The 22,846-nt window shown below is 61.2% G+C and carries 23 protein-coding genes; 17 read left to right on the top strand and 6 right to left on the bottom strand.

What is annotated here, in order from left to right:
- The first annotated feature begins 2 nt into the window (after positions 1-2).
- The 11 genes from rpmD (at position 3) to bfr (ending at position 7,389) form a co-directional block, all read left to right on the top strand.
- Complete coding sequence (gene rpmD, locus KI241_RS24335) at positions 3-179, top strand: 50S ribosomal protein L30 (protein ID WP_003186033.1); 177 nt, start codon at positions 3-5, stop codon at positions 177-179.
- 3 nt (positions 180-182) lie between these two features.
- On the top strand, positions 183-620 hold the full coding sequence (rplO, locus tag KI241_RS24330; protein WP_042729623.1) for a 50S ribosomal protein L15: 438 nt from the start codon (positions 183-185) through the stop codon (positions 618-620).
- Entirely contained in the window at positions 621-1,949 is a 1,329-nt protein-coding gene (gene secY / locus KI241_RS24325; protein WP_003186029.1) for a preprotein translocase subunit SecY, read from the top strand. It abuts the gene before it with no gap.
- Positions 1,950-1,979: 30 nt separating this feature from the next.
- Positions 1,980-2,096, top strand: coding sequence for a 50S ribosomal protein L36 (gene rpmJ, locus KI241_RS24320; RefSeq protein WP_002555468.1), 117 nt, complete (start codon positions 1,980-1,982; stop codon positions 2,094-2,096).
- A 130-nt stretch (positions 2,097-2,226) separates the two neighbouring features.
- Positions 2,227-2,583, top strand: a complete 357-nt coding sequence (gene rpsM, locus KI241_RS24315; protein WP_042729624.1) for a 30S ribosomal protein S13 — start codon at positions 2,227-2,229, stop codon at positions 2,581-2,583.
- A 30-nt stretch (positions 2,584-2,613) separates the two neighbouring features.
- Complete coding sequence (gene rpsK / locus KI241_RS24310) at positions 2,614-3,003, top strand: 30S ribosomal protein S11 (protein WP_002555466.1); 390 nt, start codon at positions 2,614-2,616, stop codon at positions 3,001-3,003.
- A gap of 18 nt (positions 3,004-3,021) precedes the next feature.
- A complete protein-coding gene (rpsD, locus tag KI241_RS24305; protein WP_042729625.1) occupies positions 3,022-3,642 on the top strand; it encodes a 30S ribosomal protein S4 in 621 nt (206 codons plus the stop codon).
- Between the two features lie 22 nt (positions 3,643-3,664).
- Complete coding sequence (gene rpoA / locus KI241_RS24300) at positions 3,665-4,666, top strand: DNA-directed RNA polymerase subunit alpha (RefSeq protein WP_003186012.1); 1,002 nt, start codon at positions 3,665-3,667, stop codon at positions 4,664-4,666.
- 42 nt (positions 4,667-4,708) lie between these two features.
- Complete coding sequence (gene rplQ / locus KI241_RS24295; protein WP_003186009.1) at positions 4,709-5,095, top strand: 50S ribosomal protein L17; 387 nt, start codon at positions 4,709-4,711, stop codon at positions 5,093-5,095.
- Between the two features lie 222 nt (positions 5,096-5,317).
- A complete protein-coding gene (locus tag KI241_RS24290; protein WP_042729626.1) occupies positions 5,318-6,772 on the top strand; it encodes a catalase in 1,455 nt (484 codons plus the stop codon).
- Between the two features lie 152 nt (positions 6,773-6,924).
- On the top strand, positions 6,925-7,389 hold the full coding sequence (bfr, locus tag KI241_RS24285) for a bacterioferritin (RefSeq protein ID WP_003176400.1): 465 nt from the start codon (positions 6,925-6,927) through the stop codon (positions 7,387-7,389).
- 108 nt (positions 7,390-7,497) lie between these two features.
- Here the strand turns inward: bfr and uvrA are convergent, their stop codons facing one another.
- A complete protein-coding gene (uvrA, locus tag KI241_RS24280) occupies positions 7,498-10,332 on the bottom strand; it encodes an excinuclease ABC subunit UvrA (RefSeq protein WP_042729627.1) in 2,835 nt (944 codons plus the stop codon).
- Positions 10,333-10,511: 179 nt separating this feature from the next.
- Between uvrA and KI241_RS24275 the strand changes: the two genes are divergently transcribed.
- Positions 10,512-11,909 (top strand): MFS transporter, encoded by a 1,398-nt coding sequence (locus KI241_RS24275; protein WP_042729628.1) that lies wholly within the window; start codon positions 10,512-10,514, stop codon positions 11,907-11,909.
- A 9-nt stretch (positions 11,910-11,918) separates the two neighbouring features.
- A complete protein-coding gene (locus tag KI241_RS24270; RefSeq protein ID WP_042729629.1) occupies positions 11,919-12,431 on the top strand; it encodes a single-stranded DNA-binding protein in 513 nt (170 codons plus the stop codon).
- 69 nt (positions 12,432-12,500) lie between these two features.
- On the opposite strand, the gene KI241_RS24265 is transcribed toward KI241_RS24270, so the two are convergent.
- Positions 12,501-13,058 carry a cysteine hydrolase family protein gene (locus KI241_RS24265; protein ID WP_212803082.1) on the bottom strand — a complete coding sequence of 186 codons (558 nt, stop codon included), beginning with the start codon at positions 13,056-13,058 and terminating at the stop codon, positions 12,501-12,503.
- A gap of 98 nt (positions 13,059-13,156) precedes the next feature.
- Here KI241_RS24265 and KI241_RS24260 point away from each other — a divergent pair, with 98 nt between their 5' ends.
- From KI241_RS24260 to KI241_RS24250, 3 genes are all read left to right on the top strand, one after another.
- Entirely contained in the window at positions 13,157-14,152 is a 996-nt protein-coding gene (locus KI241_RS24260) for a GlxA family transcriptional regulator (protein WP_212803081.1), read from the top strand.
- A 338-nt stretch (positions 14,153-14,490) separates the two neighbouring features.
- On the top strand, positions 14,491-15,600 hold the full coding sequence (locus tag KI241_RS24255) for a DUF3182 family protein (protein WP_047736377.1): 1,110 nt from the start codon (positions 14,491-14,493) through the stop codon (positions 15,598-15,600).
- Positions 15,590-16,348, top strand: coding sequence for an alpha/beta fold hydrolase (locus KI241_RS24250; RefSeq protein WP_042732722.1), 759 nt, complete (start codon positions 15,590-15,592; stop codon positions 16,346-16,348). Before KI241_RS24255 ends, KI241_RS24250 begins: the two co-directional genes overlap by 11 nt.
- A gap of 150 nt (positions 16,349-16,498) precedes the next feature.
- Here KI241_RS24250 and KI241_RS24245 read toward each other — a convergent pair whose 3' ends face one another.
- From KI241_RS24245 to KI241_RS24230, 4 genes are read right to left on the bottom strand one after another with little or no spacing between them, the layout of a single operon-like run.
- Positions 16,499-17,500, bottom strand: coding sequence for a lysylphosphatidylglycerol synthase domain-containing protein (locus KI241_RS24245; RefSeq protein WP_042732723.1), 1,002 nt, complete (start codon positions 17,498-17,500; stop codon positions 16,499-16,501).
- Positions 17,487-18,785, bottom strand: coding sequence for a cardiolipin synthase ClsB (clsB, locus tag KI241_RS24240; protein WP_047736374.1), 1,299 nt, complete (start codon positions 18,783-18,785; stop codon positions 17,487-17,489). Before clsB ends, KI241_RS24245 begins: the two co-directional genes overlap by 14 nt.
- A complete protein-coding gene (locus tag KI241_RS24235) occupies positions 18,782-19,594 on the bottom strand; it encodes an endonuclease/exonuclease/phosphatase family protein (RefSeq protein WP_053144071.1) in 813 nt (270 codons plus the stop codon). The genes clsB and KI241_RS24235 overlap by 4 nt, the downstream gene beginning before the upstream one ends.
- Complete coding sequence (locus KI241_RS24230) at positions 19,591-20,517, bottom strand: DUF72 domain-containing protein (RefSeq protein ID WP_042729459.1); 927 nt, start codon at positions 20,515-20,517, stop codon at positions 19,591-19,593. Before KI241_RS24230 ends, KI241_RS24235 begins: the two co-directional genes overlap by 4 nt.
- A gap of 200 nt (positions 20,518-20,717) precedes the next feature.
- Between KI241_RS24230 and KI241_RS24225 the strand changes: the two genes are divergently transcribed.
- Entirely contained in the window at positions 20,718-22,805 is a 2,088-nt protein-coding gene (locus KI241_RS24225) for a mechanosensitive ion channel family protein (protein WP_042729461.1), read from the top strand.
- The last annotated feature ends 41 nt before the right edge of the window (positions 22,806-22,846 follow it).

Raw genomic sequence — 22,846 nt, 5'->3', positions numbered from 1 at the left:
TCATGGCTACCGTAAAAGTTACGCTGATCAAAAGCATGACCGGCCGCATCCCTAACCACAAACTGTGCGTTAAGGGTCTGGGTCTGCGTCGCATCGGTCACACTGTAGAAGTCCTGGATACTCCCGAGAATCGCGGGATGATCAACAAGGCCTACTACATGCTGCGTGTCGAGGGTTAATCGATGAAACTCAATGATCTGAGTCCAGCGCCGGGTTCCCGTCGCGAAAAGCATCGTCCGGGCCGTGGTATCGGTAGTGGTTTGGGCAAGACCGGTGGCCGTGGCCACAAAGGTCAGACCTCCCGCTCCGGTGGCACCATTGCTCCAGGCTTTGAAGGCGGTCAACAGCCGCTGCATCGTCGCCTGCCGAAGTTCGGTTTCGTTTCCCTGAAAGCCATGGACCGCGCTGAAGTGCGTCTGTCCGAGCTGGCCAAAGTGGACGGCGACGTCGTCACCGTGCAGTCCCTGAAGGATGCCAACGTGATCAACCAGAACGTTCAGCGTGTGAAAATCATGCTGTCGGGCGAGGTTGCTCGTGCTGTCACCATCGGAAAGGGAATCGGCGCCACCAAAGGTGCGCGTGCGGCTATCGAAGCAGCTGGCGGCAAGTTCGAGGAATAAATGGCTAAGCAAGGTGCTCTCTCTGCGCTCGGCAAAGGCGGTATGTCTGAACTCTGGGCTCGTCTGCGTTTTCTGTTCCTGGCGATTATCGTCTACCGAATAGGCGCACACATCCCGGTTCCAGGTATCAACCCGGACCGACTCGCGGACCTGTTTCGACAGAATGAGGGGACCATTCTTAGCTTGTTCAACATGTTTTCCGGCGGCGCGCTGGAGCGGATGAGCATCTTTGCACTGGGGATCATGCCGTACATTTCGGCATCGATCATCATGCAGTTGATGAGCGCCGTCAGCCCGCAGCTGGAGCAGTTGAAGAAGGAAGGTGAAGCTGGCCGTCGCAAGATCAGCCAGTACACCCGCTACGGCACTGTCGTCCTCGCTCTCGTTCAAGCCATTGGCATGTCCATCGGCCTGGCGGGGCAGGGCGTTTCGTTCACTGCTGACTTCAGCTTTCATTTCGTTGCGGTAACCACTTTCGTGGCAGGCGCGATGTTCATGATGTGGCTGGGTGAGCAGATTACTGAGCGTGGTGTTGGCAACGGTATCTCGATGTTGATCTTCGCAGGTATCGTCGCCGGTCTTCCGAGAGCGATCGGGCAGTCTTTCGAGTCTGCGCGTCAGGGTGATATCAACATTTTTGCCCTGGTTGCCATCGGTCTGCTGGCAGTAGCGATTATCGGTTTCGTGGTGTTCATTGAGCGTGGTCAGCGTCGCATTGCTGTTCACTACGCCAAGCGTCAGCAAGGCCGCAAGGTGTTTGCTGCGCAGACCAGCCACTTGCCGTTGAAGGTGAACATGGCCGGCGTAATTCCGGCTATTTTCGCGAGCAGCATCCTGCTGTTCCCTGCTTCGTTGGGTGCCTGGTTCGGTCAGTCTGAAGGTATGGGCTGGTTGCAGGACATCTCGCAGTCGATCGCTCCTGGTCAGCCGTTGAATATTCTGCTGTTTAGTGCAGGGATTATTTTCTTCTGCTTCTTCTATACGGCGTTGATGTTCAATCCGAAAGACGTAGCGGAAAACCTGAAGAAGTCCGGTGCCTTTATTCCGGGCATCCGTCCAGGTGAGCAGTCTGCGCGCTACATTGATGGCGTTCTGACTCGCTTGACCATGTTCGGTGCTCTTTACATGACGGCCGTCTGCCTCCTGCCCCAGTTCCTGGTGGTGGCGGCAAACGTACCGTTCTACCTTGGCGGGACCTCGTTGCTGATCGTGGTCGTGGTTGTGATGGACTTCATGTCCCAAGTACAATCGCACCTCGTTTCGCACCAGTACGAATCCCTGATGAAGAAAGCCAACCTGAAGGGCTACGGCAGCGGCATGTTGCGCTGAGTAGCGTCCATAAGGTTCGAGGAGTTGGTGATGAAAGTTCGTGCATCGGTGAAAAAGCTGTGCCGTAACTGCAAGATTATTCGCCGCGAAGGTGTTGTTCGGGTAATTTGCAGCGCGGAACCGCGTCACAAACAGCGCCAAGGCTGAGTGTGATTGTGCTTTAAGCCCGGCAGCTAGTGCGCTGCCGGGTTGATTATTTGTTATTACAGCGATATTATCTCGCGCCCTATTTCTTGGCTTCCGGGGCGTAGGTAGCTGTCAATTGGAGTCCCACTGAATGGCCCGTATTGCAGGCGTCAACATTCCAGATAACAAGCATACTGTTATCTCGCTGACCTACATCTATGGTGTTGGTCGCACTACTGCACAGAAAATTTGTGCAGACGCTGGGGTCAACCCAGCTGCAAAGATCAAGGATCTGAGCGACGAGCAAATTGAACAGCTGCGTGGCGAAGTGGCGAAGTTCACCACTGAAGGTGACCTGCGTCGCGAAATCAACATGAAAATCAAGCGCTTGATGGACCTCGGTTGCTATCGCGGTCTGCGTCATCGTCGTGGTCTGCCAGTACGCGGTCAGCGTACCAAGACCAACGCGCGTACCCGTAAAGGTCCGCGTAAGCCGATCCGCAAGTAATCGCCCCAGCGAATCGACAGGAATTTAATCATGGCAAAACCTGCTGCTCGTCCTCGTAAAAAAGTTAAAAAGACAGTGGTTGATGGCATCGCCCACATCCATGCTTCTTTTAACAACACCATCGTGACCATTACCGACCGTCAAGGTAACGCTCTTTCCTGGGCTACCTCCGGTGGTTCGGGTTTCCGCGGTTCCCGCAAGTCCACCCCGTTCGCTGCTCAAGTAGCTGCTGAGCGTGCTGGTCAAGCTGCGCTGGAATACGGCCTGAAAAACCTCGACGTCAACGTCAAGGGTCCAGGTCCAGGTCGTGAATCCGCAGTCCGCGCTTTGAACGGCTGTGGCTACAAGATCGCCAGCATCACCGACGTGACGCCAATCCCGCACAACGGGTGCCGTCCGCCGAAGAAGCGCCGCGTGTAATCCAGGAGATTGTAAAGAATGGCTCGTTACATTGGTCCAAAATGCAAACTCGCTCGTCGCGAAGGCACCGATCTTTTTCTGAAGAGCGGCGTGCGCGCGATCGAATCGAAGTGCAACATTGAAGCAGCACCTGGTATCCACGGCCAACGCCGCGGTCGCCAGTCCGACTACGGCACCCAACTGCGTGAAAAGCAGAAGGTCCGTCGTATCTACGGCGTTCTCGAGCGTCAATTCAGCGGCTACTACAAAGAAGCTGCTGGCAAGAAAGGCGCAACCGGCGAAAACCTGTTGCAACTGCTCGAATGCCGTCTGGACAACGTCGTATACCGTATGGGCTTCGGTTCTACTCGTGCCGAATCCCGTCAGCTGGTATCGCACAAGTCGATCAGCGTTAACGGCAACACCGTAAACGTTCCGTCCTACCAGGTTCGTGCTGGTGACGTGGTTGCTGTTCGCGAGAAAGCAAAGAACCAACTTCGCATTGTCCAAGCTCTCGATCTGTGTGCCCAACGTGGCCGCGTAGAATGGGTAGAAGTAGACACTGAGAAGAAGTCGGGCGTTTTCAAGAACGTTCCTGCTCGCAGTGATCTGTCCGCCGACATCAACGAAAGCCTGATTGTCGAGCTCTACTCCAAGTAAGGGCTAGAAAATAGGTGCATCCATGCAGATTTCGGTAAATGAGTTCCTGACACCCCGCCATATTGATGTGCAGGTTGTCAGTCCAACCCGCGCCAAGATCACGCTCGAGCCTCTCGAGCGTGGTTTCGGCCACACCCTGGGCAACGCGCTGCGCCGCATCCTGTTGTCCTCAATGCCCGGCTGTGCAGTAGTCGAGGCCGAGATTGACGGTGTGCTCCACGAGTACAGCGCCATCGAAGGTGTACAGGAAGACGTAATTGAAATCCTGTTGAACCTTAAAGGTCTGGCTATCAAGCTGCACGGTCGTGACGAAGTTACGCTGACCTTGTCGAAGAAGGGTTCGGGGGTGGTTACCGCTGCCGATATTCAGCTGGATCATGATGTCGAGATCGTTAACCCCGATCACGTAATCGCTAACCTGGCGTCTAACGGCGCCCTGAACATGAAGCTCACTGTAGCTCGTGGTCGTGGTTATGAACCGGCCGACTCGCGTCAGAGCGATGAAGACGAAAGCCGCAGCATTGGTCGCTTGCAGCTTGACTCTTCGTTCAGCCCGGTTCGCCGTATCGCCTACGTGGTGGAAAACGCCCGTGTCGAGCAGCGTACCAACCTGGACAAGCTGGTTATTGATCTGGAAACCAACGGTACCCTGGATCCTGAAGAGGCCATTCGCCGCGCTGCAACCATCCTGCAACAGCAGTTGGCTGCGTTCGTCGACCTCAAAGGTGACAGTGAGCCAGTGGTTGTCGAGCAGGAAGACGAGATCGATCCGATCCTGCTTCGCCCGGTTGACGATCTGGAACTGACTGTACGTTCGGCTAACTGCCTTAAGGCGGAAAACATCTACTACATCGGCGACCTGATTCAGCGTACCGAAGTAGAGCTGTTGAAGACTCCGAACCTGGGCAAGAAATCCTTGACTGAAATCAAGGACGTTCTGGCCTCCCGCGGTCTGTCCCTCGGCATGCGCCTCGACAACTGGCCGCCTGCAAGTCTTAAGAAGGACGACAAGGCGACTGCCTGATCGTCGTAATCACCGAACGTTGTGTTTGGTAAGGAATGAACCATGCGTCATCGTAAAAGTGGTCGTCACCTGAGCCGCACCAGCTCGCACCGCAAGGCCATGTTCCAAAACATGGCGGTGTCGCTGTTCGAGCACGAGCTGATCAAAACTACACTGCCGAAAGCCAAAGAACTGCGCCGCGTTGCTGAGCCGCTGATCACTCTGGCCAAGACAGATAGCCTGGCTAACCGCCGCCTGGCTTTCGACCGTACTCGTTCGAAAGCTATCGTTGGTAAGCTCTTCAACGACCTGGGCAAGCGTTACGCTACCCGTGAGGGTGGCTACCTGCGCATCCTCAAGTGCGGTTTCCGCGCTGGCGACAACGCGCCTATGGCGTACGTCGAGTTGGTTGATCGTGCTACCAGCGGTGAAGCTGTATCCGCTGAGTAAGACGGCAACATACAAAAAACCGGGCCTTGTGCCCGGTTTTTTGTTGCCTGATGAAAGGTGAAGCACCGCTTCGACTGGCTTCGCTATGGGCAACGTAGTGGCGTTAGATAATAACTATCGATGCCCATGATTTAATGAATTTGGATACTGTCACTAACATGATCAATACTCCTCTCCAGCCGATTAGCCGGCAGTTCGAAGACCGACCTAGGAAGATTGAGCATGAGCCAGATCAAAACGCTTACGACCGCCAGCGGCGCTCCTGTCGCCGATAACCAGAACTCCCGTTCCGCCGGCCCCCGGGGCCCGCTGCTGCTCGACGACTTTCACCTGATCGAGAAGCTCGCTCACTTCAACCGCGAAAACATTCCTGAGCGCCGCGTGCACGCCAAAGGGTCGGGCGCCTACGGCACCTTCACCGTGACCCGCGACATTACCCAGTACACCAGCGCCAAGCTGTTTGAGTCGGTAGGCAAGCAAACCCCCACCTTCCTGCGCTTTTCTACCGTAGGCGGTGAGCGGGGTTCGGCTGACACCGAGCGCGACCCACGCGGCTTCGCCCTGAAGTTCTATACCGAAGAAGGTAACTGGGACATCGTGGGTAACAATACGCCGGTGTTCTTCATTCGTGATCCGCTGAAATTTCCGGATTTCATCCACACCCAGAAACGTCTGCCGCAAAGCAACCTGAAAAGCGCGCAGGCGATGTGGGATTTCTGGTCGCACTCGCCTGAGGCGCTGCACCAGGTCACCATTCTGTTTTCGGACCGTGGCATTCCGGATGGCTATCGGCACATGCACGGCTTCGGTAGTCATACCTACAGCCTGATCAATGCCCAAGGCGAGCGCCACTGGGTCAAGTGGCACTACAAGACTAAACAGGGGATCAAGAACCTCGCGCCGGCCGAAGCGGCACGCCTGGCGGGCACCGACCCGGATTACGCTCAGCGTGACCTGTTCGAGGCTATTGAGCGCGGCGACTTCCCGAAATGGAGTGTCTGCATCCAGATCATGACCGAGGCCCAGGCTGCGGCCCATTACGAGAATCCGTTCGACGTGACCAAGACCTGGTCGCAAAAAGAGTTCCCATTGCTCGAAGTGGGGGAGCTTGAGCTCAATCGCAACCCGCTGAACTACTTTGCTGAAGTCGAGCAAGCGGCGTTCGGGCCAAGCAATATGGTCCCAGGCGTAGGCCTTTCGCCGGATCGCATGCTGCAAGGTCGTGTGTTTGCCTATGCTGATGCGCACCGCTACCGCGTAGGGACCAATCACCAGCAACTGCCGGTGAATGCGCCGCGCAGCCCGGTCAATACTTACCAGCGCGATGGCGCCATGGCGTTTGGCAGCAATGGTGGCGCGGCACCGAACTACGAGCCCAACAGCTACGTGGAAGCGCCGAAGCAGGCTCCGCGTTATGCGGAACCGGCGCTGGCCCTCAGTGGCGCGGCCGATCGTTACGATCATCGCGAAGATACCGATTACTACAGCCACGCCGGGGCGTTGTTCCGCCTGATGAACGATGAGCAGAAAGCCCTGCTGATCAGCAATATCGCCGGTGCCATGGCGGGTGTGTCGGCAGATGTGGTCGATCGCCAGCTGCAGCATTTCTTCAAGGCGGATGCCGCTTATGGAGAAGGTATCGCAAAAGCGTTGGGTGTACAGCTTAACGAAGTCTAAACGAGAAGCAGAACCGCCCGCATTAGGGCGGTTTTTGCGTTATTTAGCCCGGTTTTCTCGGATTTTCTTCACTTTTATTGCGATAGAACCGTGACCTTGGAGTCAGCTTGGTTCAAACTACAGCCTTTAAAAGCTTGTGGAGATGTAGGGCGATGCAAGGTCACCCGGACGTAATCGATTACCTCAACACGCTGCTGACAGGTGAACTGGCAGCCCGTGATCAATATTTCATCCATTCGCGGATGTACGAGGATTGGGGTTTTACCGAGCTCTACGAACGTATCAACCATGAAATGGAAGAAGAAGCCCAGCACGCCGATGCGTTGATGCGTCGGATCCTGATGCTCGAAGGCACGCCGCGCATGCGTCCGGACGATCTGGACGTCGGCACCACGGTGCCCGACATGCTCGCAGCCGACCTGCGGCTCGAATACAAGGTTCGTGCGGCGCTGTGCAAGGGCATTGAGCTGTGCGAGCAGCACAACGACTACGTGACCCGCGAGATCCTGCGTGTCCAGCTCAATGACACAGAGGAAGACCATACCTACTGGCTTGAGAAGCAGTTGGGTTTGATCAAGTTGATCGGTTTGGAGAATTACCTGCAGTCGCAGTTCTGATTGCCGGGTACCGGAGGCAGAGCGTCACTGGATACATTCCCATGCGGAGCATGAAAAAGCCCCTGTCATCGGTGAGATGACAGGGGCTTTTTCATGCCCGGGCCTTGATCACTCCCGATCACGTTCCAGCAGAGGCTTGAGGTAGTAGCCGGTGTGGGACTGCTTCATCTCGGCCACTTGCTCAGGCGTACCCACCGCGATGATCTGGCCGCCCTTGGAGCCGCCCTCCGGCCCGAGGTCCACCAGCCAGTCCGCCGTCTTGATCACGTCCAGGTTGTGCTCGATCACCACCACGGTGTTGCCGTGGTCGCGGAGTCGATGCAGCACGTCGAGCAGTTGCTGGATATCGGCGAAGTGCAGCCCCGTGGTCGGCTCGTCGAGGATGTACAGGGTCTTGCCGGTGTCGCGCTTGGACAGCTCGCGAGACAGCTTGACCCGTTGGGCTTCACCGCCGGACAAGGTCGTCGCCGACTGCCCGAGCTTGATGTATGACAGACCGACGTCCATCAGCGTCTGGAGCTTGCGCGCCAGTGCCGGCACCGCGTCGAAGAACGCCCGGGCTTCCTCGATGGTCATTTCGAGGGTTTCGTGGATGTTCTTGCCCTTGTACTTGATCTCCAGGGTTTCGCGGTTGTAGCGCTTGCTCTTGCACACGTCGCAAGGCACGTAGATGTCCGGCAGGAAGTGCATTTCCACCTTGATCAGGCCATCGCCCTGGCAGGCTTCGCAGCGTCCACCCTTGACGTTGAACGAGAATCGCCCCGGGCCATAACCCCGCGAACGGGACTCCGGTACACCGGCGAACAGCTCGCGAATGGGCGTGAACAAGCCTGTGTAGGTCGCCGGGTTGGAGCGTGGCGTACGACCGATGGGGCTCTGGTCGATGTCGACGACCTTGTCCAGGTGCTCCAGCCCCTTGATGCTGTCGTGGGCCGCGGCTTCGAGGGTGGTGGCACCGTTCAGCGCCGTGGCACTGAGGGGGAACAGGGTGTTGTTGATCAGCGTCGATTTGCCGGAGCCGGACACCCCGGTCACGCAGGTCAGCAGGCCAATCGGGATTTCCAGGTCGACGTTGCGCAAGTTGTTGCCGCGCGCGCCCTTGAGGGTCAGCGACAGCTTCTTGTTACGTGGCGTGCGCTTGGCCGGGACCTTGATCTTCACCCGGCCCGAAAGGTACTTGCCGGTCAGGGAGTCGGGATGCGCCATGACCTCGGCAGCCGTGCCCTGGGCAACGATATGCCCGCCGTGCACGCCCGCGCCGGGACCAATGTCCACGACGTAGTCGGCCAGGCGAATGGCGTCTTCATCGTGTTCGACCACGATCACCGTGTTACCGATGTCCCGCAGGTGCTTGAGCGTGCCGAGCAGTCGGTCGTTGTCCCGCTGGTGCAGGCCAATGGACGGCTCGTCGAGGATGTACATGACCCCCACCAGGCCGGCGCCGATCTGGCTCGCCAGGCGGATACGCTGGGCTTCACCGCCGGACAGGGTGTCCGCGCTGCGATCGAGGGTCAGGTAGTCCAGCCCCACGTTCACCAGGAACTGCAGGCGTTCACTGATTTCCTTGAGGATCTTGTCGGCGATTTCGCCACGGCGGCCGGTGAGCTTCAAGCCTGCGAAGTAATCGGTGGCATCGCCGATCGGCAGGTTGGTGACCGCCGGCAAGGTTTTCTCACCGACCCACACGTGCCGCGCCTCGCGCCGCAAGCGGGTACCACGGCAGTCGGGGCAAGGCTGGGTGCTGAGGAACTTGGCCAGTTCCTCGCGCACGCTGGCCGACTCGGTTTCGCGGTAGCGCCGCTCCAGGTTAGGTACGATGCCTTCGAACGGGTGGGAGCGCTTGACGATATCGCCACGGTCGTTGAGGTACTTGAAGTCCACGCTTTGCGAGCCGCTGCCGTGCAGGATGTACTTCTGCTGGTCGGCGGGCAGTTCGTTGAACGGCTTGTCCAGACTGAACTTGTAGTGGGCCGCCAGCGAGCCGAGCATCTGGAAGTAATAGACGTTGCGCCTGTCCCAGCCGCGAATCGCCCCTTCGGCCAGGGTCAGCTCGCCATTGACCAGCCGCTTGGTGTCGAAGAACTGCTTGACCCCCAGGCCATCGCAGGTCGGGCAAGCGCCGGCCGGGTTGTTGAAGGAGAACAGCTTGGGTTCCAGCTCGCTGATGGCGTGGCCGCAGATCGGGCAGGCGAAGCGCGCGGAGAAGATGATTTCTTCACCGGGCTCGTCGTCCATCGGCGCCACCAGGGCGATCCCGTCGGCCAGCTTCAACGCGGTTTCGAAGGACTCGGCCAGGCGCTGTTGCAGGTCGGCTCGGACCTTGAAGCGGTCGACCACCACGTCGATCGAATGCTTCTTCTGTTTGTCCAGCTTGGGCAACTCGTCCAGTTCGCACAGCTTGCCGTTGACCCGGGCCCGCACGAAACCCTGGGCGCGCAGTTCTTCGAACACCAGCAGGTGTTCGCCCTTGCGCTCGCGCACCACCGGGGCCAGCAGCATCAGCTTGCTGCCTTCGGGCTGGGCCAGCACCAGGTCGACCATCTGGCTGACGGTCTGGGCCTCCAGGGGAATGTCGTGGTCCGGGCACCGGGGAATACCGACCCGCGCATACAGCAGGCGCAGGTAGTCGTAGATCTCGGTGATGGTACCGACCGTGGACCGCGGGTTATGGGAGGTGGATTTCTGCTCGATGGAAATCGCCGGCGACAGCCCTTCGATGGTGTCGACGTCGGGTTTTTCCATCATCGACAGGAACTGCCGGGCGTAGGCCGACAGGGATTCGACATAGCGTCGCTGGCCTTCGGCGTACAGGGTGTCGAAGGCCAGGGATGATTTGCCGGATCCGGACAGGCCGGTGATGACGATCAGCTTGTCCCGTGGCAGGGTCAGGTCGATGTTCTTCAGGTTGTGGGTACGGGCCCCACGAATCAGGATCTTGTCCAAAGTGGCCTCGCTCGGCGGGCGTCGAAAACGTAGGAGTATACGGGCAAATACTGGATGGATGCACACTATCGGAAGTGAGTTTTACACCATACATGAAGACTGCGCGGCAAACCGTCGCCATATACCCCCTCAATCGATGGGACTGGTAGAATCGCCGCCGGTTCACATGAGGTTTTTCCATGCACGATCCCCACAGCGAACGCATGAGTGGCGGCGAGACCCGCGCAGCAAGCGGCCTTGCCCTGGTGTTCGCCTTTCGCATGCTGGGCATGTTCATGGTGTTGCCGGTGCTGGCGACCTATGGCATGGACCTGGCGGGCGCGACCCCGGCCCTCATCGGGCTGGCGATTGGCGCCTATGGCCTGACCCAGGCGATTTTCCAGATCCCGTTCGGGATCATTTCCGACCGCATTGGCCGGCGTCCGGTGATTTACCTGGGGTTGATCGTCTTCGCCCTCGGCAGTGTGCTGGCGGCCGGCGCCGATTCGATCTGGGGCGTGATCGCCGGACGGATCCTGCAAGGCGCCGGGGCGATTTCGGCGGCCGTCATGGCATTGCTATCGGACCTGACCCGCGAACAGCATCGGACCAAGGCCATGGCCATGATCGGCATGACGATCGGCCTGTCGTTCGCCGTCGCGATGGTCGTGGGGCCGTTGCTGACCCGGGCGTTTGGCCTGTCGGGCCTGTTCCTGGCCACCGGCGGCATGGCGTTGTTGGGCATCCTGATCGTCGCCTTCATGGTGCCGCGAGCCACCGGGCCGTTGCAGCACCGTGAATCCGGGGTGGCGCGCCAGGCGCTGATCCCGACGCTCAAGCACCCGGACCTGCTGCGCCTGGACCTGGGTATTTTCGTGCTCCACGCCATGCTGATGTCCAGCTTCGTGGCCTTGCCGCTGGCGCTGGTCGAGAAGGCCGGCTTGCCCAAGGAACAGCATTGGTGGGTCTATCTCACGGCGCTGCTGATTTCGTTTTTCGCGATGATCCCGTTCATCATCTACGGCGAGAAGCGACGCAAAATGAAACGAGTTTTACTCGGTGCCGTCCTGACGCTGATGCTCACTGAGCTATTCTTCTGGCAGTTCGGCGACAGCCTGCGGGCGCTGGTGATCGGTACGGTGGTGTTCTTCACCGCGTTCAATCTGTTGGAAGCGTCGCTGCCGTCGCTGATCAGCAAGGTTTCACCGGCCGGTGGCAAAGGCACGGCCATGGGGGTCTATTCCACCAGCCAGTTCCTCGGTTCGGCGTTGGGCGGGATTCTCGGCGGTTGGCTGTTCCAGCACGGCGGTTTGTCGGTTGTCTTCCTGGGATGTGCCGCACTGGCTGCACTTTGGCTGGTCTTTGCTGTTACCATGCGCGAACCTCCGTATGTGACGAGCCTGCGCTTGCCGTTGTCGCCCGAAGCCATCCGCGAAGCAGGCCTGACCGAGCGCCTCAAGGCCGTCGTTGGAGTAACCGATGCAGTGGTGGTCGCCGACGAAGCGGCCGTTTACATCAAACTGGACACCGAATTATTGGATCGTGCGACGCTCGAGCGCCTGGTGAACAACCCGGCCCCGACCACGTGCGAAGCCTAGGAGAACGTTATGGCCCGTGGGGTTAACAAAGTCATATTGGTCGGTACTTGCGGCCAGGATCCCGAAGTTCGCTACCTGCCGAACGGCAACGCCGTGACCAACCTGAGTCTGGCGACCAGCGAACAGTGGACCGACAAGCAGACCGGCCAGAAGGTCGAGAAGACCGAATGGCACCGCGTGTCGATGTTCGGCAAAGTGGCGGAGATCGCCGGCGAATACCTGCGCAAGGGTTCGCAGGTGTACATCGAAGGCAAGCTGCAGACCCGCGAGTGGGAAAAAGACGGCATCAAGCGCTACACCACCGAAATCGTGGTGGACATGCAAGGCACCATGCAACTGCTGGGCGGCCGTCCACAGGGTGACCAGCAAGGTGGCAACAACTACCAGCAGTCGGCCCCCCGTCAGCAGGCACCTCGCCCACAGGCGGCGCCACAGCCACAACGCGAGCGTCCAGCCCCGCAACAGGCCGCGCCGCAACCGGCCCCGGATTTCGACAGCTTCGACGACGATATTCCGTTCTAAGCGGCTGTCCGCTAAAAACAAGACCGCGCTTCGGTTTCCCGAAGCGCGGTTTTTTATGACCGCAGGTTTTCAGGAGTGGCTACCCGTCAGGAAATGCTCCGTGCTCACCACGTTCGCATAGGCAAAGCCCAGCGCTGCCATGAACGCTGCGTGCACCTGGGCGGCGGGCACGACGACGCCGTTGAATTCCAGGTCCAGGGTCGCGCAGGCGTCGTGGATCACCGTAACGCCGTAGCCCAGGTCTGCCGCAGCCCGGGCGGCACCATCGATGCACATATGGCTCATGCTGCCGACGATGACCAGTTGTTCGATGCCGTCGCGTTCGAGGATGGCCTTCAGTTCGGTGTCGCGAAACGCGTTGACGAAATGCTTGAGCACCACCGGTTCATCGTCGCGATTGCGTACCTTGGGGTGCAGTTGAGCACCTTCGGAGCCCGGGGTGAAGAACGGCGCCTCCTCGGAGGTGAATTCGTGGCGGATGTGCACCACGCGGTCCCCGCTCCGGCGAAAGGCTTCGATCAGCCGTGCGGCTTTGTCGGCGGCGCTGTCGGCACCGACCAATGGCCATTTTCCCTGGGGGAAGTAGTCGTTCTGGATATCGACTACGACGAGCGCTTGCTTGGACATGAGGATTTCCTTGGATCAATGAGGGGTGAAGCCAGTATTGGCGTTTGCCGTCGATTCGAGGATTGGCCGCAACGACAATAAGCGAGGGAAAACTGACAATGACGCAGGAAAGGGTGGTCGCCGAGCTTGGGGTGCTGATTTACCCCGGCGCCCAACTGGCGGCGGTGCACGGTTTGACCGATCTGTTCGGCGTCGCGCAGCGGATTGCGGCCGAGCAGGGCGGCGCGCAGTTGCCACGGTTGCTGGTGAGCCATTGGCGGGCGGAGAGCGGCCAGGCACCGCTGCGGGTATTCGCCAGCGAAAGCGGCACGGCGCATAGGCTGGCCGCATTGCTGATTCCGCCCTCCATTGCCGGTTTCAGCGAAGGGCTCGTGTCCCCGGCGCTGATGGATTGGCTACGAACGCAGCACGCCGGTGGCACGGTGTTGGGCGGTGTGTGTGTCGGCTCGATCCTGCTCGCCGAAAGCGGCTTGCTCGATGGACGCAGCGCCACCACCCATTGGACATCGGCCAAGTCCTTCGCCGAGCGTTACCCGAAGATCAGGCTCGAGGCCGATAAACCGATTGTCGACGACGGCGACCTGATCACCACTGCCGGGCTGATGGCCTGGTCGGAGTTGGGCTTGCGCCTGGTGAACCGCTTGCTGGGCCCGAGTATCGCCACACGTACGGCGCAATTTCTGGTGATCGAACACAGCGACAGCGCCAGCGAGTGCGGCAGTAACTTTGCGCCCATCCTCGGGCATGGCGATGGAGCGATCCTCAAGGTCCAGCACTGGTTACAAGGCAGCGGCGCGGTGGATGTCTCCCTGGCGGCGATGGCGGAACAGGCCGGGCTGGAAGAACGCACGTTCCTGCGCCGGTTTCGCAGCGCTACCGGGCTCAAGCCTACGCAATACTGTCAGCACCTGAGGGTTGGCAAAGCCCGGGAGATGCTCGAGTTCACCAATGGCACCATTGAGCACATTGCCTGGACCGTCGGCTACCAGGACCCGGGGGCTTTCCGGGCGACGTTCAAGAAAATCACCGGGTTGGCGCCGAGTGATTATCGGGCGCGGTTCGGAGTGGGGCCGGCCGGCGTTTCAAAGCTGTAGCAAATTCATTGTGGCGAGGGGATTTATCCCCGTTGGGCTGCAAAGCAGCCCCAATCTGACATTGCGATATGCCTGGCAAGTCTGCACCAACTTCTTTGGGGCTGCTGCGCAGCCCAGCGGGGATAAATCCCCTCGCCACAAGGAGGCTGCGCCGATTCAGAGTATCGTGCAATTCGCCGGATCGTGGTGCCATGTCGTGCAGAATGAAACAGGCCAGGTGCCACCAGCGTTGCCGTAACCCCCCTGTTTTTCTTGCCGCCAGTCCCGCGCCAAGCGGTTGGCCTGATCTCTGCACCCCTGTTACCCACAGCCATCGAGCGCAGGTAAAAGGGCAACGCATGACGTCGGTCAATCGCAACAAAACGGTAGTGGCCCTGTCGGTCAATCCTCATGCACCGCTTCACGAGGTGCAAACCAATCGCGCGCTGGCCCGCTGGCTGGCGCAGATCCTCGGCGTCGAATACGGTGGCAGCTACGACGAGCAGCAGCCCGGCCAGCGAGGTTTGTACCTGCTGCCCACGCAGACCCTGATCGGCCGCGACGCCGCGCAGCGCCTGGGGGTCAATGGCCCGGATGACCTGTGGGGCGGCTTCGTCGAGCATGATTTCATTTGCACCAAGGCGATCGCCCATGGTCTGTTGAACAAGGAGGCGGTGGCGCCCCAAGGCTGGTCGCCGTTGTTCGCCAAGCTGACCCGAGGCGCCGTGTTGGATGGCGTGAGCGTGTTTTCCCTGCGGGATGCGCGTCCGGCGGCCGAGCAACTGCTGTACACCGGGCCGATCCGCCTCAAGCCGATCCATGCCTGTGCCGGACGTGATCAACGGGTCATCAAGAGCCTGGCGCAGTTCGATGAGGTGGTCGCCAGTCCCGAGGCCCAGGCGTTGTTTCGCGACGGCGTGGTACTGGAGCAGAACCTTAGCCAGGTCAAGACCCAGAGCGTCGGCCAGAGCTTCATCAACGGCAAGGTCATGAGTTATTGCGGTGTGCAACACCTGACCGAAGACAGTCAGGGGTTGGAGGTGTATGGCGGTTCGGACCTGCTGGTGGTGCAGGGCGGCTACATCGAGTTGCTCAAGCTGGAGTTGCCCGACGATGTGCGCGAGGCGGTGCGCCTGGCGCAGGTGTTTGACGATGCGGCCAACCAGGCCTATCCGAACTTCTTCGCTTCGCGCAGAAACTACGACATCGCCCAGGGCCTCGATGCCGCCGGCCAGCCGCGCGGCGGTGTGCTGGAGCAGTCCTGGCGCATGGGCGGGGCCAGCAGCGCCGAGTTGGCGGCGCTGGAGGTGTTCGTCAACGACCCCACGACCACCGTCGTGAACGTGTCTTCGGTCGAAACCTACATCGACCAGCCGCTGCCACAGGGCGCTCGGGAGGTGTACCGCGGCGCGGCACACAATGGCGACTTCCTTCTCAAATACGTGACGGTTCAATCCTATGACGGCTAGAAGCGAAACCATTCAGATCGAAATCGACGATGAGCGGATGAACGGGACGTTCCTGAGCCCCAAATCGAAAGTCCCCGGCGTGCTGTTCGTGCACGGCTGGGGCGGGAGCCAGGAGCGCGACCTGGAGCGGGCCAAGGGCATCGCTGGCCTTGGCTGCGTGTGCCTGACCTTCGATTTGCGTGGCCATACCGGCGGGGCGGGAATCCCGCTGTCGCGGGTCACCCGGGAAGATAACCTGCGGGACTTGCTCGCGGCCTATGACCGACTGCTGGCGCACCCGGCCCTTGATACCTCGGCGATTGCCGTGGTGGGCACCAGCTACGGCGGTTACCTGGCTTCGATCCTGACCTCGCTGCGACCGGTGCGCTGGCTGGCCCTGCGGGTGCCGGCGCTGTACCGCGACGAGCAATGGCACACGCCCAAGCGCGACCTGGACAAAGGCGACCTGCTGGATTATCGCAGCACCCTGGTGCACGCCAGCACCAACCGCGCCTTGCATGCGTGCTCGCAGTTCACCGGTGATGTGTTGCTGGTGGAGTCGGAGACCGATGACCACGTCCCCCACGCCACCATCATGAGTTACCGTGCGGCGTGCCAGCAGACCCATTCACTGACGCACCGCATCATCGACGGCGCCGACCATGCCTTGAGCGACCCCGTGTCACAACAGGCCTACACCTCGATCCTGGTGGACTGGATCACGGAAATGGTGGTGGGAGAGCGGTTGAGCATTATCCAGGCGCGGTAGTGGTGTGGTGTCTGTGCGGGCCCCTTCGCGAGCAAGCCCGCTCCCACACGGAGTCTTCACTGGCCCACAAATCAGCACTCACCACGAACCTCATGTGGGAGCGGGCTTGCTCGCGAAGGGGCCAGGCCAGACAACCTCCCAATCAAGGCTTCACTTCACCCCAGGCTTGACCCGCAATGCCTTGGCCTTTGCCTCGATCAGCAGGTACATCACCACGGTGATCAACAACGGCAGGATGAAGTAGATCGCCCGGTAGGCGATCAGGCCCGCCAGCAGGCTGCCCCGCGACACTTCATGTTGCAGCAGTGCGATGAACACCGCCTCCAGCACCCCGAGCCCCGCCGGAATGTGGGTGATGACACCGGCGATGCTGCTGATCAACAGCACGCCGAGCACCACCGGGTACTCCAGCTTGCTCGGCAACAGGGTGAAGATCACCGCCGCCATCAACGACCAGTTCAACGCGCCCAGCGCCAGTTGCAGCACGGCCATGCGCAGCGACGGCAGGTTGATTTCCATGCCGCGAATCGTCCAGGCCCGGCGCTTGGAGAACTGGCAGGCCAGCAGGTAACCGGCGCTCACCAGCAGCAACAGCACGCCGACGCCCTGCAAGGCCGTGCTGCTCAGCTTCCAGCCGGGCGGCATGGTTACCAGGCCACTGCTGAACACCACGCCGGCCAGGGTCATGTAGCCGAACCAGTTCGTCGCCAGGCTCAGCCCGAGGATTTTGGCGATGTTCCCTGTGCTGACGCCCAGCCGTGAGTACAACCGATAGCGCATGGCGATGCCGCCGACCCAGGCGCTGAGGTTGAGGTTGAAGGCGTAGCTGATCACCCCCACCGGCAGAATCTGCCGCCAGCCGAGCTTCTGGCGGATGTAGGTGCGTCCGATCAGGTCGAAGCAGGCGTAGGTGATGAAACTGGTGATCGTCAACGCGGCAGCGATGACCAGCGTCCGTACCTTGAAATCGGCCAGGGTGTCGAACACTTCGGACCAGTCGATGCGCCGGGCCAGGGCTGTGAACAGCACGATCAACAGCAGGAAGAACGCCAGGGTCAGCGGCCGTTTCCAGCGGCTCCAGCGCGACGCGGGCTTGTGCTCGTCCCGGACCTGGGCATCAGCTGGCGCGGTGTGCGCCTCAGAGTGGTTCATGGGGTTCGCTCCGAACCGCCGTCGGCGGCGAGAAAGGTTTCAGACGCGGTTTATGGGCCGGCAGCCAGCCGGCCCAGGACGGGAAGTGGCGTAGGAAGTGGAACACCATGAAACCGATGGTCATGCGCCACAGCAGGCCACGTGGGGCGTGGTCCTTGGGCATGACCGTGCAGTGGTTGCGGATCAGGTAGTCGAGGCGCTCGAACAGCTCGCGGTTGAACGCCCGGTCGCGGATCAACACATTGGCTTCCAGGTTCAGCGACAGGCTCAAGGGGTCGAGGTTGCTCGAGCCCACGGTGCTCCAGTCCTCGTCCACCAGCGCGACCTTGCCGTGCAGCGGTCGCTCGCAATATTCGCAGATCACCACGCCGGCCTTGAGCAGGTAGCTGTAGAGCATCCGCGCCGCGAGCTTGGCGATCATCATATCCGGCTGGCCCTGCAGGATCAGCCGCACCTCCACCCCGCGCCGTGCCGCGTTGCGGATCTCGCGCAGCAACCGGTAGCCGGGGAAGAAGTAGGCGTTGGCGATCACCACGCGCCGCTTGGCGCTGCGCAGCACTTGCAGGTAGACCTCTTCGATGTCGGTCTGGTGCTCATGGTTATCGCGATAGACCAGTCGCACCTGGCCGTCATGATCGCTGAAGGCCAACTCGTTGCGCCGGCTGCGGCGCCGTTGCCACCAGTATTTGGCCCGGGCCGGACGACCGCTCTGCATCAAGGCGAAGTGATGGATGTCGACCACCGCCGGGCCTTTGATTTCCACCGAATAGTCTTGCTTGGCCTCGGGGCCGAAATCGCCCAGGTGGTCGGCGGAAAAGTTGATCCCGCCGATGAACGCGATCACCCCGTCGATCACCACCACCTTGCGGTGCAGGCGGCGGAACCAGTTGGTGCGGATGCCCAAGTGAAGAGGCGCGGGGTCGAACATCTGCAGGCGCACGCCGGCATCGCTCAACGAGGCGAGGAAGTTGGGCGTCAGCTCGCCGCAGCCGAAGCCGTCCAGGCTCAGGGTGACACGCACACCGCGCTGGGCCGCATCCACCAGCAGGTCGCGCAACTCGTTGCCGACCTTGTCCTCGAACAGGATGAAGGTCTCGATGAGCACTTCCTTCTCGGCCCGGCGGATGGCCTCGAACACCCGGGGGAAATACGCCTCGCCGTTCTCCAGCAAGGTGACGCGGTTGTTGCCGTGCCAGCCGTATTCGACGTCCACCAGTGCCGGGTTGCGCTCGGTGGGCGGAGCCTCGACCTGCTCCACCGTCGCCTTGTTCATCGTCGCGCTCATAGTTCGATCTCCACCGACAACGGTGCGTGGTCTGAAAGGTGCGACCAGGGCCTGACATTCAGCACCTGGGCGTGACGGGCCTTGAGGTTGCGCACGTAGATGCGGTCCAGGCGCAACAGCGGCAGGCGCGCCGGGAAGCTGCGGGCCGGCTTGCCCCATTGTTCGGTGAACACTTCACGCAGGCCGGCGGGTTCGAGCAAGTCACTGGCCTTGCCACGCCAGTCGTTGAAGTCGCCGGCGACGATCACCGGGGCCTCGGGCGGCAGTTCGCTCAAGCGCTGGCAAAGCAGCTTCAACTGCGCGACCCGATGGCTTTCGCGCAGCCCCAGGTGAACGCAGATGGCATGGATCTGCGGCCCATCGCCGCTGGGCAGGCGCAACACGCTGTGGAGCATGCCGCGGTTTTCATGGCCGCTGATGGACACGTCGAGGTTTTCATGGTGCACGATCTGGAATTTCGACAGCAGCGCGTTGCCGTGGTCGCCCGCCGGGTACACCGCATTGCGCCCATAGGCGAACTGCGGCCAGAGGCTGTCGGCCAGGAATTCGTACTGGGGCATGCTCGGCCAGTTGGCGAAACGCTGGGGATGGTGTTCGTGGGTGCCGTGGACCTCCTGCAGGAACACCACGTCGGCGGAGACGCTGCGCACCGCTTCGCGCAGTTCCGGCAGGATGAAGCGGCGGTTCAGGGCCGTGAAGCCTTTGTGGGTGTTGACCGTCAGCACGGTGAAACGCTGGGTCGGGACCAGGTCCCGGCGGGTGTCCTGGTCGGGCTCGCGGGTCGCTTCGGTGGACTGGGTAATGTTCATGCCAGGACTCCCTCGGCCGGGCGCACGCCGGGTGCGGTGGCGAGGTCCTTGTCCAGGTCGAAGCGCTCCAGCAAGTGGCGCGCGTCATAGGGCGCGCGGACCTTGATGTCGTTGTCGAAGTAGCAGAACACCTCGCGGCTCTTGCGGGCTCGAGGTTGCTTCTGCGGGTCGATCAGGTGCGCGTCGTCCGGCTGCGTGCCGTGGCTCCAGGCTTGGATCCGGTCGCCCCAGCGCTTCAACGCTGCGTCGGTATAGCCGCTGGCGTACAGCTCTTCCGCGCCGTGCAGGCGCAGGTAGACGAAGTCGCTGGTGACGTCCTCGCGATAGGGCCATTTGCCGGCGGTGTCGGCGATCACCAGGGCGATGTCGTAACGCCGGAGCAGGGTGATGAAGTGCGGGTCGATGAAGCTGTCGTGGCGGATCTCGACAGCGTGGCGCAACCGGCGTTTTTTATCCGCCGTCGTGCTGGCGTGGCCGTCCAGGCGCGGTTCGTGCTCGCGGGCGAGGGTCGCGGCGCCTTCGGTGTCGTGGGGCAGCTGCTTGAGGAAGTCCTCGAACAGTTCGGGGTCGAATTTGAAGCTCGGTGGAAACTGCCAGAGGATCGGGCCGAGTTTCTCCTTGAGCTCCAGCACGCCGGAGGCGAGGAAGTTGGCCAGCGGTTTGTGCACCTCGCGCAAGCGCTTGATGTGGGTGATGAAGCGGGGCGCCTTGACGCTGAACACGAAGCCGGGCGGCGTCTCGGCATACCACTGGGCATAGCGTTCGGGGCGTTGCAGGGCGTAGAACGATCCATTGATTTCGATGCTGTTGACCGCTCGCGAGGCGAATTGCAATTCGCGTTTTTGAGTCAGCCCCTTCGGGTAGAAGTCCCCCCGCCAAGGCGTGTAGCGCCAACCGGAAATACCAATGTGGATCGCCGTCATGTGTCCCTCCCGTGCCATTGACCTCGTACCGCTGGTGTCTTGTTGATGACTGTCGGGCGAGGCAGAAAGTTTCGGGCAGGTGCCCGGTGGACGCGGCAAGGCTTTCTGTGGCCACAAGGTTGTGTATTGACCCGTGGAGCGAACTTGCTCGCCCGATAGGGATCAGTTCCTTACCGATTCCCATCAAGGAGCCTCGCGTGTTGTCTCGATTGAGCCGTGTATTGCTGTTGGTATTGCTGGCGCTGACCGGCAGCATCGCCTACGGCGCAGCCGCCATTCCCGGCACTGCCGCGCCCAGTGAAGCCCCAGCAGAGCCCGAACCCCTGGTCCAGGGCGGCCTGCTCGGCGCCATCAGTTCGAGCATCGATGACGTCCAGGACAAGCTCGACCTCAACCAGAGTCTGGTGGATGCCTGGCGCCTGCGGGCGGATCGGGCGGCGGATGAGGTGGACCGGCTGGTGGACCAGACGGCCCGTTCGTCCTGGCGAGTGACGGGGGATTTCCTGTTGCTGTCGGGTGTCTGGATCGGCGCGTTTGCCGTGCTCTGGTCGGGCGCGCGGCTACTGGTGCGGCGCCTTGGCGGGGGTCGCTGGCTGCGCACGCGCCAGCGGGTCCGGGATGTGCTCGGCTACGTGTTGCCCTACACCGTCCCGGCACTGCTTTGCCTGCCGTTGACCCTGTACGTCAGTCACTTCCTGCAGGTCTCGGTCGGCCGGGCCCTGGCCCTGTGCTTTGCCTACGCCACCAGCAGCGGCATTTTCTCCACCTCGGTGTTGCTGTGCGTCATCGTGATGTTCAACGCCGGGCACAAGCGCCGGGCGGTGGCGATCATCCGGCACCTGAGCCCCCGGCCGCTGTTCATGATCGGCTTTCTCGCCGCCCTCAGCGATGCCTTGACCAGCCCGCAGATCGCCCGGCAACTGGGCGGCAACATCACCAGCAGCGTCGCGGTGTTCACCGGCCTGCTGGCGTCGATGATCTTTGGCTGGCTGGTGATTCGCCTGCGGCGCCCGGTGGCCCACCTGATTCGCAACCGATCCCTGGCCCAGCGCTTGAAGCAACCGGCCTTGCAGGAGTCGCTGCGGATTTTTTCCGGGCTCTGGTACTGGCCGATCCTGCTGATGGTGCTGGTGTCGGCGGTGAGCCTGATCGGCGTCGGCGAGGACAACCAGAAAGCCCTGCGTTGTGCCTTGTTCACGACCATCCTGCTGATTGCGACGGTGTTTCTCAGCACGGTGTTCCAGCACGTCTTCAAGTCGCCCAAGGCCGAGGCCATCCAGCGCAGCAGCGCCTACAAGGGGCGGCTGCTGAGCCTGTTGCACGCGTTGCTGCGAATTGTCCTGGCCGTGGTGTTCATTGAAGTCCTCGGGCGGATCTGGGGGATCTCGCTGTTCGAGTTCGCCTCGCGCAACGCCGTGGGGCGGGCGATCAGCGATTCCCTGAGCCGCATCGGCCTGATCTTCCTGGTGACCTGGCTGATGTGGGTGGTGCTCGATACGGCGATCCAGGAAGCCTTGAAGCCGCCGCTGAACAAGCGTGGCGCCCGCCAGCCCAGCACGCGGATCAAGACCATCCTGCCGCTGTTGCGCAACGCGGCGAAAATCATCCTGGTGGTGATCTGCGCGATCACCACCATGGCCAACCTGGGGATCAACGTCGCGCCGTTGCTGGCCGGTGCCGGGGTCGTGGGGCTGGCGATCGGCTTCGGTTCACAGCAATTGGTACAGGACGTCATCACCGGGTTGTTCATCATCATCGAGGACACGCTGTCCATCGGCGACTGGGTGGTGCTCGACTCCGGTCACGCCGGCACCGTCGAGGGCCTGACCATTCGCACCCTGCGCCTGCGCGACGGCAAGGGCTTCGTGCATTCGGTGCCGTTCGGCCAGATCAAGGCCGTGACCAATCAATCGCGGCAATTCGCCTTTGCATTTTTCTCCGTGCAGTTCACCTACGACACCGATGTCGAGGAGGCCATCGAGCTGATTCGCGAAGCCGGGCGTTCGATCTCCGAGGACCCGTTCCTCAAGTTCAACCTGCAAGGGCCGCTGGATGTGTTCGGCGTCGACCGGATGGACCTCAACGGCGTGGTCCTCACCGCCCAGTTCCGTACGGTGTCCGGTGGGCAGTACGCGGTGAGCCGGGCGTTCAACCAACGCTTGAAGAAGCTTGTGGATAACCATCCGGCGGTGCACTTCGCGCAGACTTATCCACAGCAGGTGATGTTGCCGAAGCGCTTGGTGCAAGAGCCCGGGGAAGAGGAAGCGTTGCCCGAGCGACCTCGATAGTGGCATCGGCGTGGGGTGATGCTGATGGCCCCTTCGCGGGC

Origin of the sequence: Pseudomonas sp. Cab53 (assembly GCF_018325965.1) — a bacterium.
GTDB lineage: Bacteria > Pseudomonadota > Gammaproteobacteria > Pseudomonadales > Pseudomonadaceae > Aquipseudomonas > Aquipseudomonas chlororaphis_E.
This window is presented reverse-complemented; position numbering and strand designations above follow the sequence as displayed.

Bases quoted from the DNA above. Each gene is read 5' to 3' on its own strand.
- KI241_RS24260 (WP_212803081.1), top strand. From the start codon at position 13,157: ATGACGCAGGAAAGGGTGGTCGCCGAGCTTGGGGTGCTGATTTACCCC.
- KI241_RS24235 (WP_053144071.1), bottom strand. From the start codon at position 19,594: ATGAACATTACCCAGTCCACCGAAGCGACCCGCGAGCCCGACCAGGAC.
- KI241_RS24245 (WP_042732723.1), bottom strand. From the start codon at position 17,500: ATGAACCACTCTGAGGCGCACACCGCGCCAGCTGATGCCCAGGTCCGG.
- rpsD (WP_042729625.1), top strand. From the start codon at position 3,022: ATGGCTCGTTACATTGGTCCAAAATGCAAACTCGCTCGTCGCGAAGGC.
- rpsK (WP_002555466.1), top strand. From the start codon at position 2,614: ATGGCAAAACCTGCTGCTCGTCCTCGTAAAAAAGTTAAAAAGACAGTG.
- KI241_RS24290 (WP_042729626.1), top strand. From the start codon at position 5,318: ATGAGCCAGATCAAAACGCTTACGACCGCCAGCGGCGCTCCTGTCGCC.
- secY (WP_003186029.1), top strand. From the start codon at position 621: ATGGCTAAGCAAGGTGCTCTCTCTGCGCTCGGCAAAGGCGGTATGTCT.
- rplO (WP_042729623.1), top strand. From the start codon at position 183: ATGAAACTCAATGATCTGAGTCCAGCGCCGGGTTCCCGTCGCGAAAAG.
- KI241_RS24270 (WP_042729629.1), top strand. From the start codon at position 11,919: ATGGCCCGTGGGGTTAACAAAGTCATATTGGTCGGTACTTGCGGCCAG.
- KI241_RS24275 (WP_042729628.1), top strand. From the start codon at position 10,512: ATGCACGATCCCCACAGCGAACGCATGAGTGGCGGCGAGACCCGCGCA.
- rpsM (WP_042729624.1), top strand. From the start codon at position 2,227: ATGGCCCGTATTGCAGGCGTCAACATTCCAGATAACAAGCATACTGTT.
- KI241_RS24265 (WP_212803082.1), bottom strand. From the start codon at position 13,058: ATGTCCAAGCAAGCGCTCGTCGTAGTCGATATCCAGAACGACTACTTC.
- clsB (WP_047736374.1), bottom strand. From the start codon at position 18,785: ATGAGCGCGACGATGAACAAGGCGACGGTGGAGCAGGTCGAGGCTCCG.
- rplQ (WP_003186009.1), top strand. From the start codon at position 4,709: ATGCGTCATCGTAAAAGTGGTCGTCACCTGAGCCGCACCAGCTCGCAC.
- KI241_RS24230 (WP_042729459.1), bottom strand. From the start codon at position 20,517: ATGACGGCGATCCACATTGGTATTTCCGGTTGGCGCTACACGCCTTGG.
- KI241_RS24255 (WP_047736377.1), top strand. From the start codon at position 14,491: ATGACGTCGGTCAATCGCAACAAAACGGTAGTGGCCCTGTCGGTCAAT.
- bfr (WP_003176400.1), top strand. From the start codon at position 6,925: ATGCAAGGTCACCCGGACGTAATCGATTACCTCAACACGCTGCTGACA.
- rpmJ (WP_002555468.1), top strand. From the start codon at position 1,980: ATGAAAGTTCGTGCATCGGTGAAAAAGCTGTGCCGTAACTGCAAGATT.
- KI241_RS24250 (WP_042732722.1), top strand. From the start codon at position 15,590: ATGACGGCTAGAAGCGAAACCATTCAGATCGAAATCGACGATGAGCGG.
- rpoA (WP_003186012.1), top strand. From the start codon at position 3,665: ATGCAGATTTCGGTAAATGAGTTCCTGACACCCCGCCATATTGATGTG.
- rpmD (WP_003186033.1), top strand. From the start codon at position 3: ATGGCTACCGTAAAAGTTACGCTGATCAAAAGCATGACCGGCCGCATC.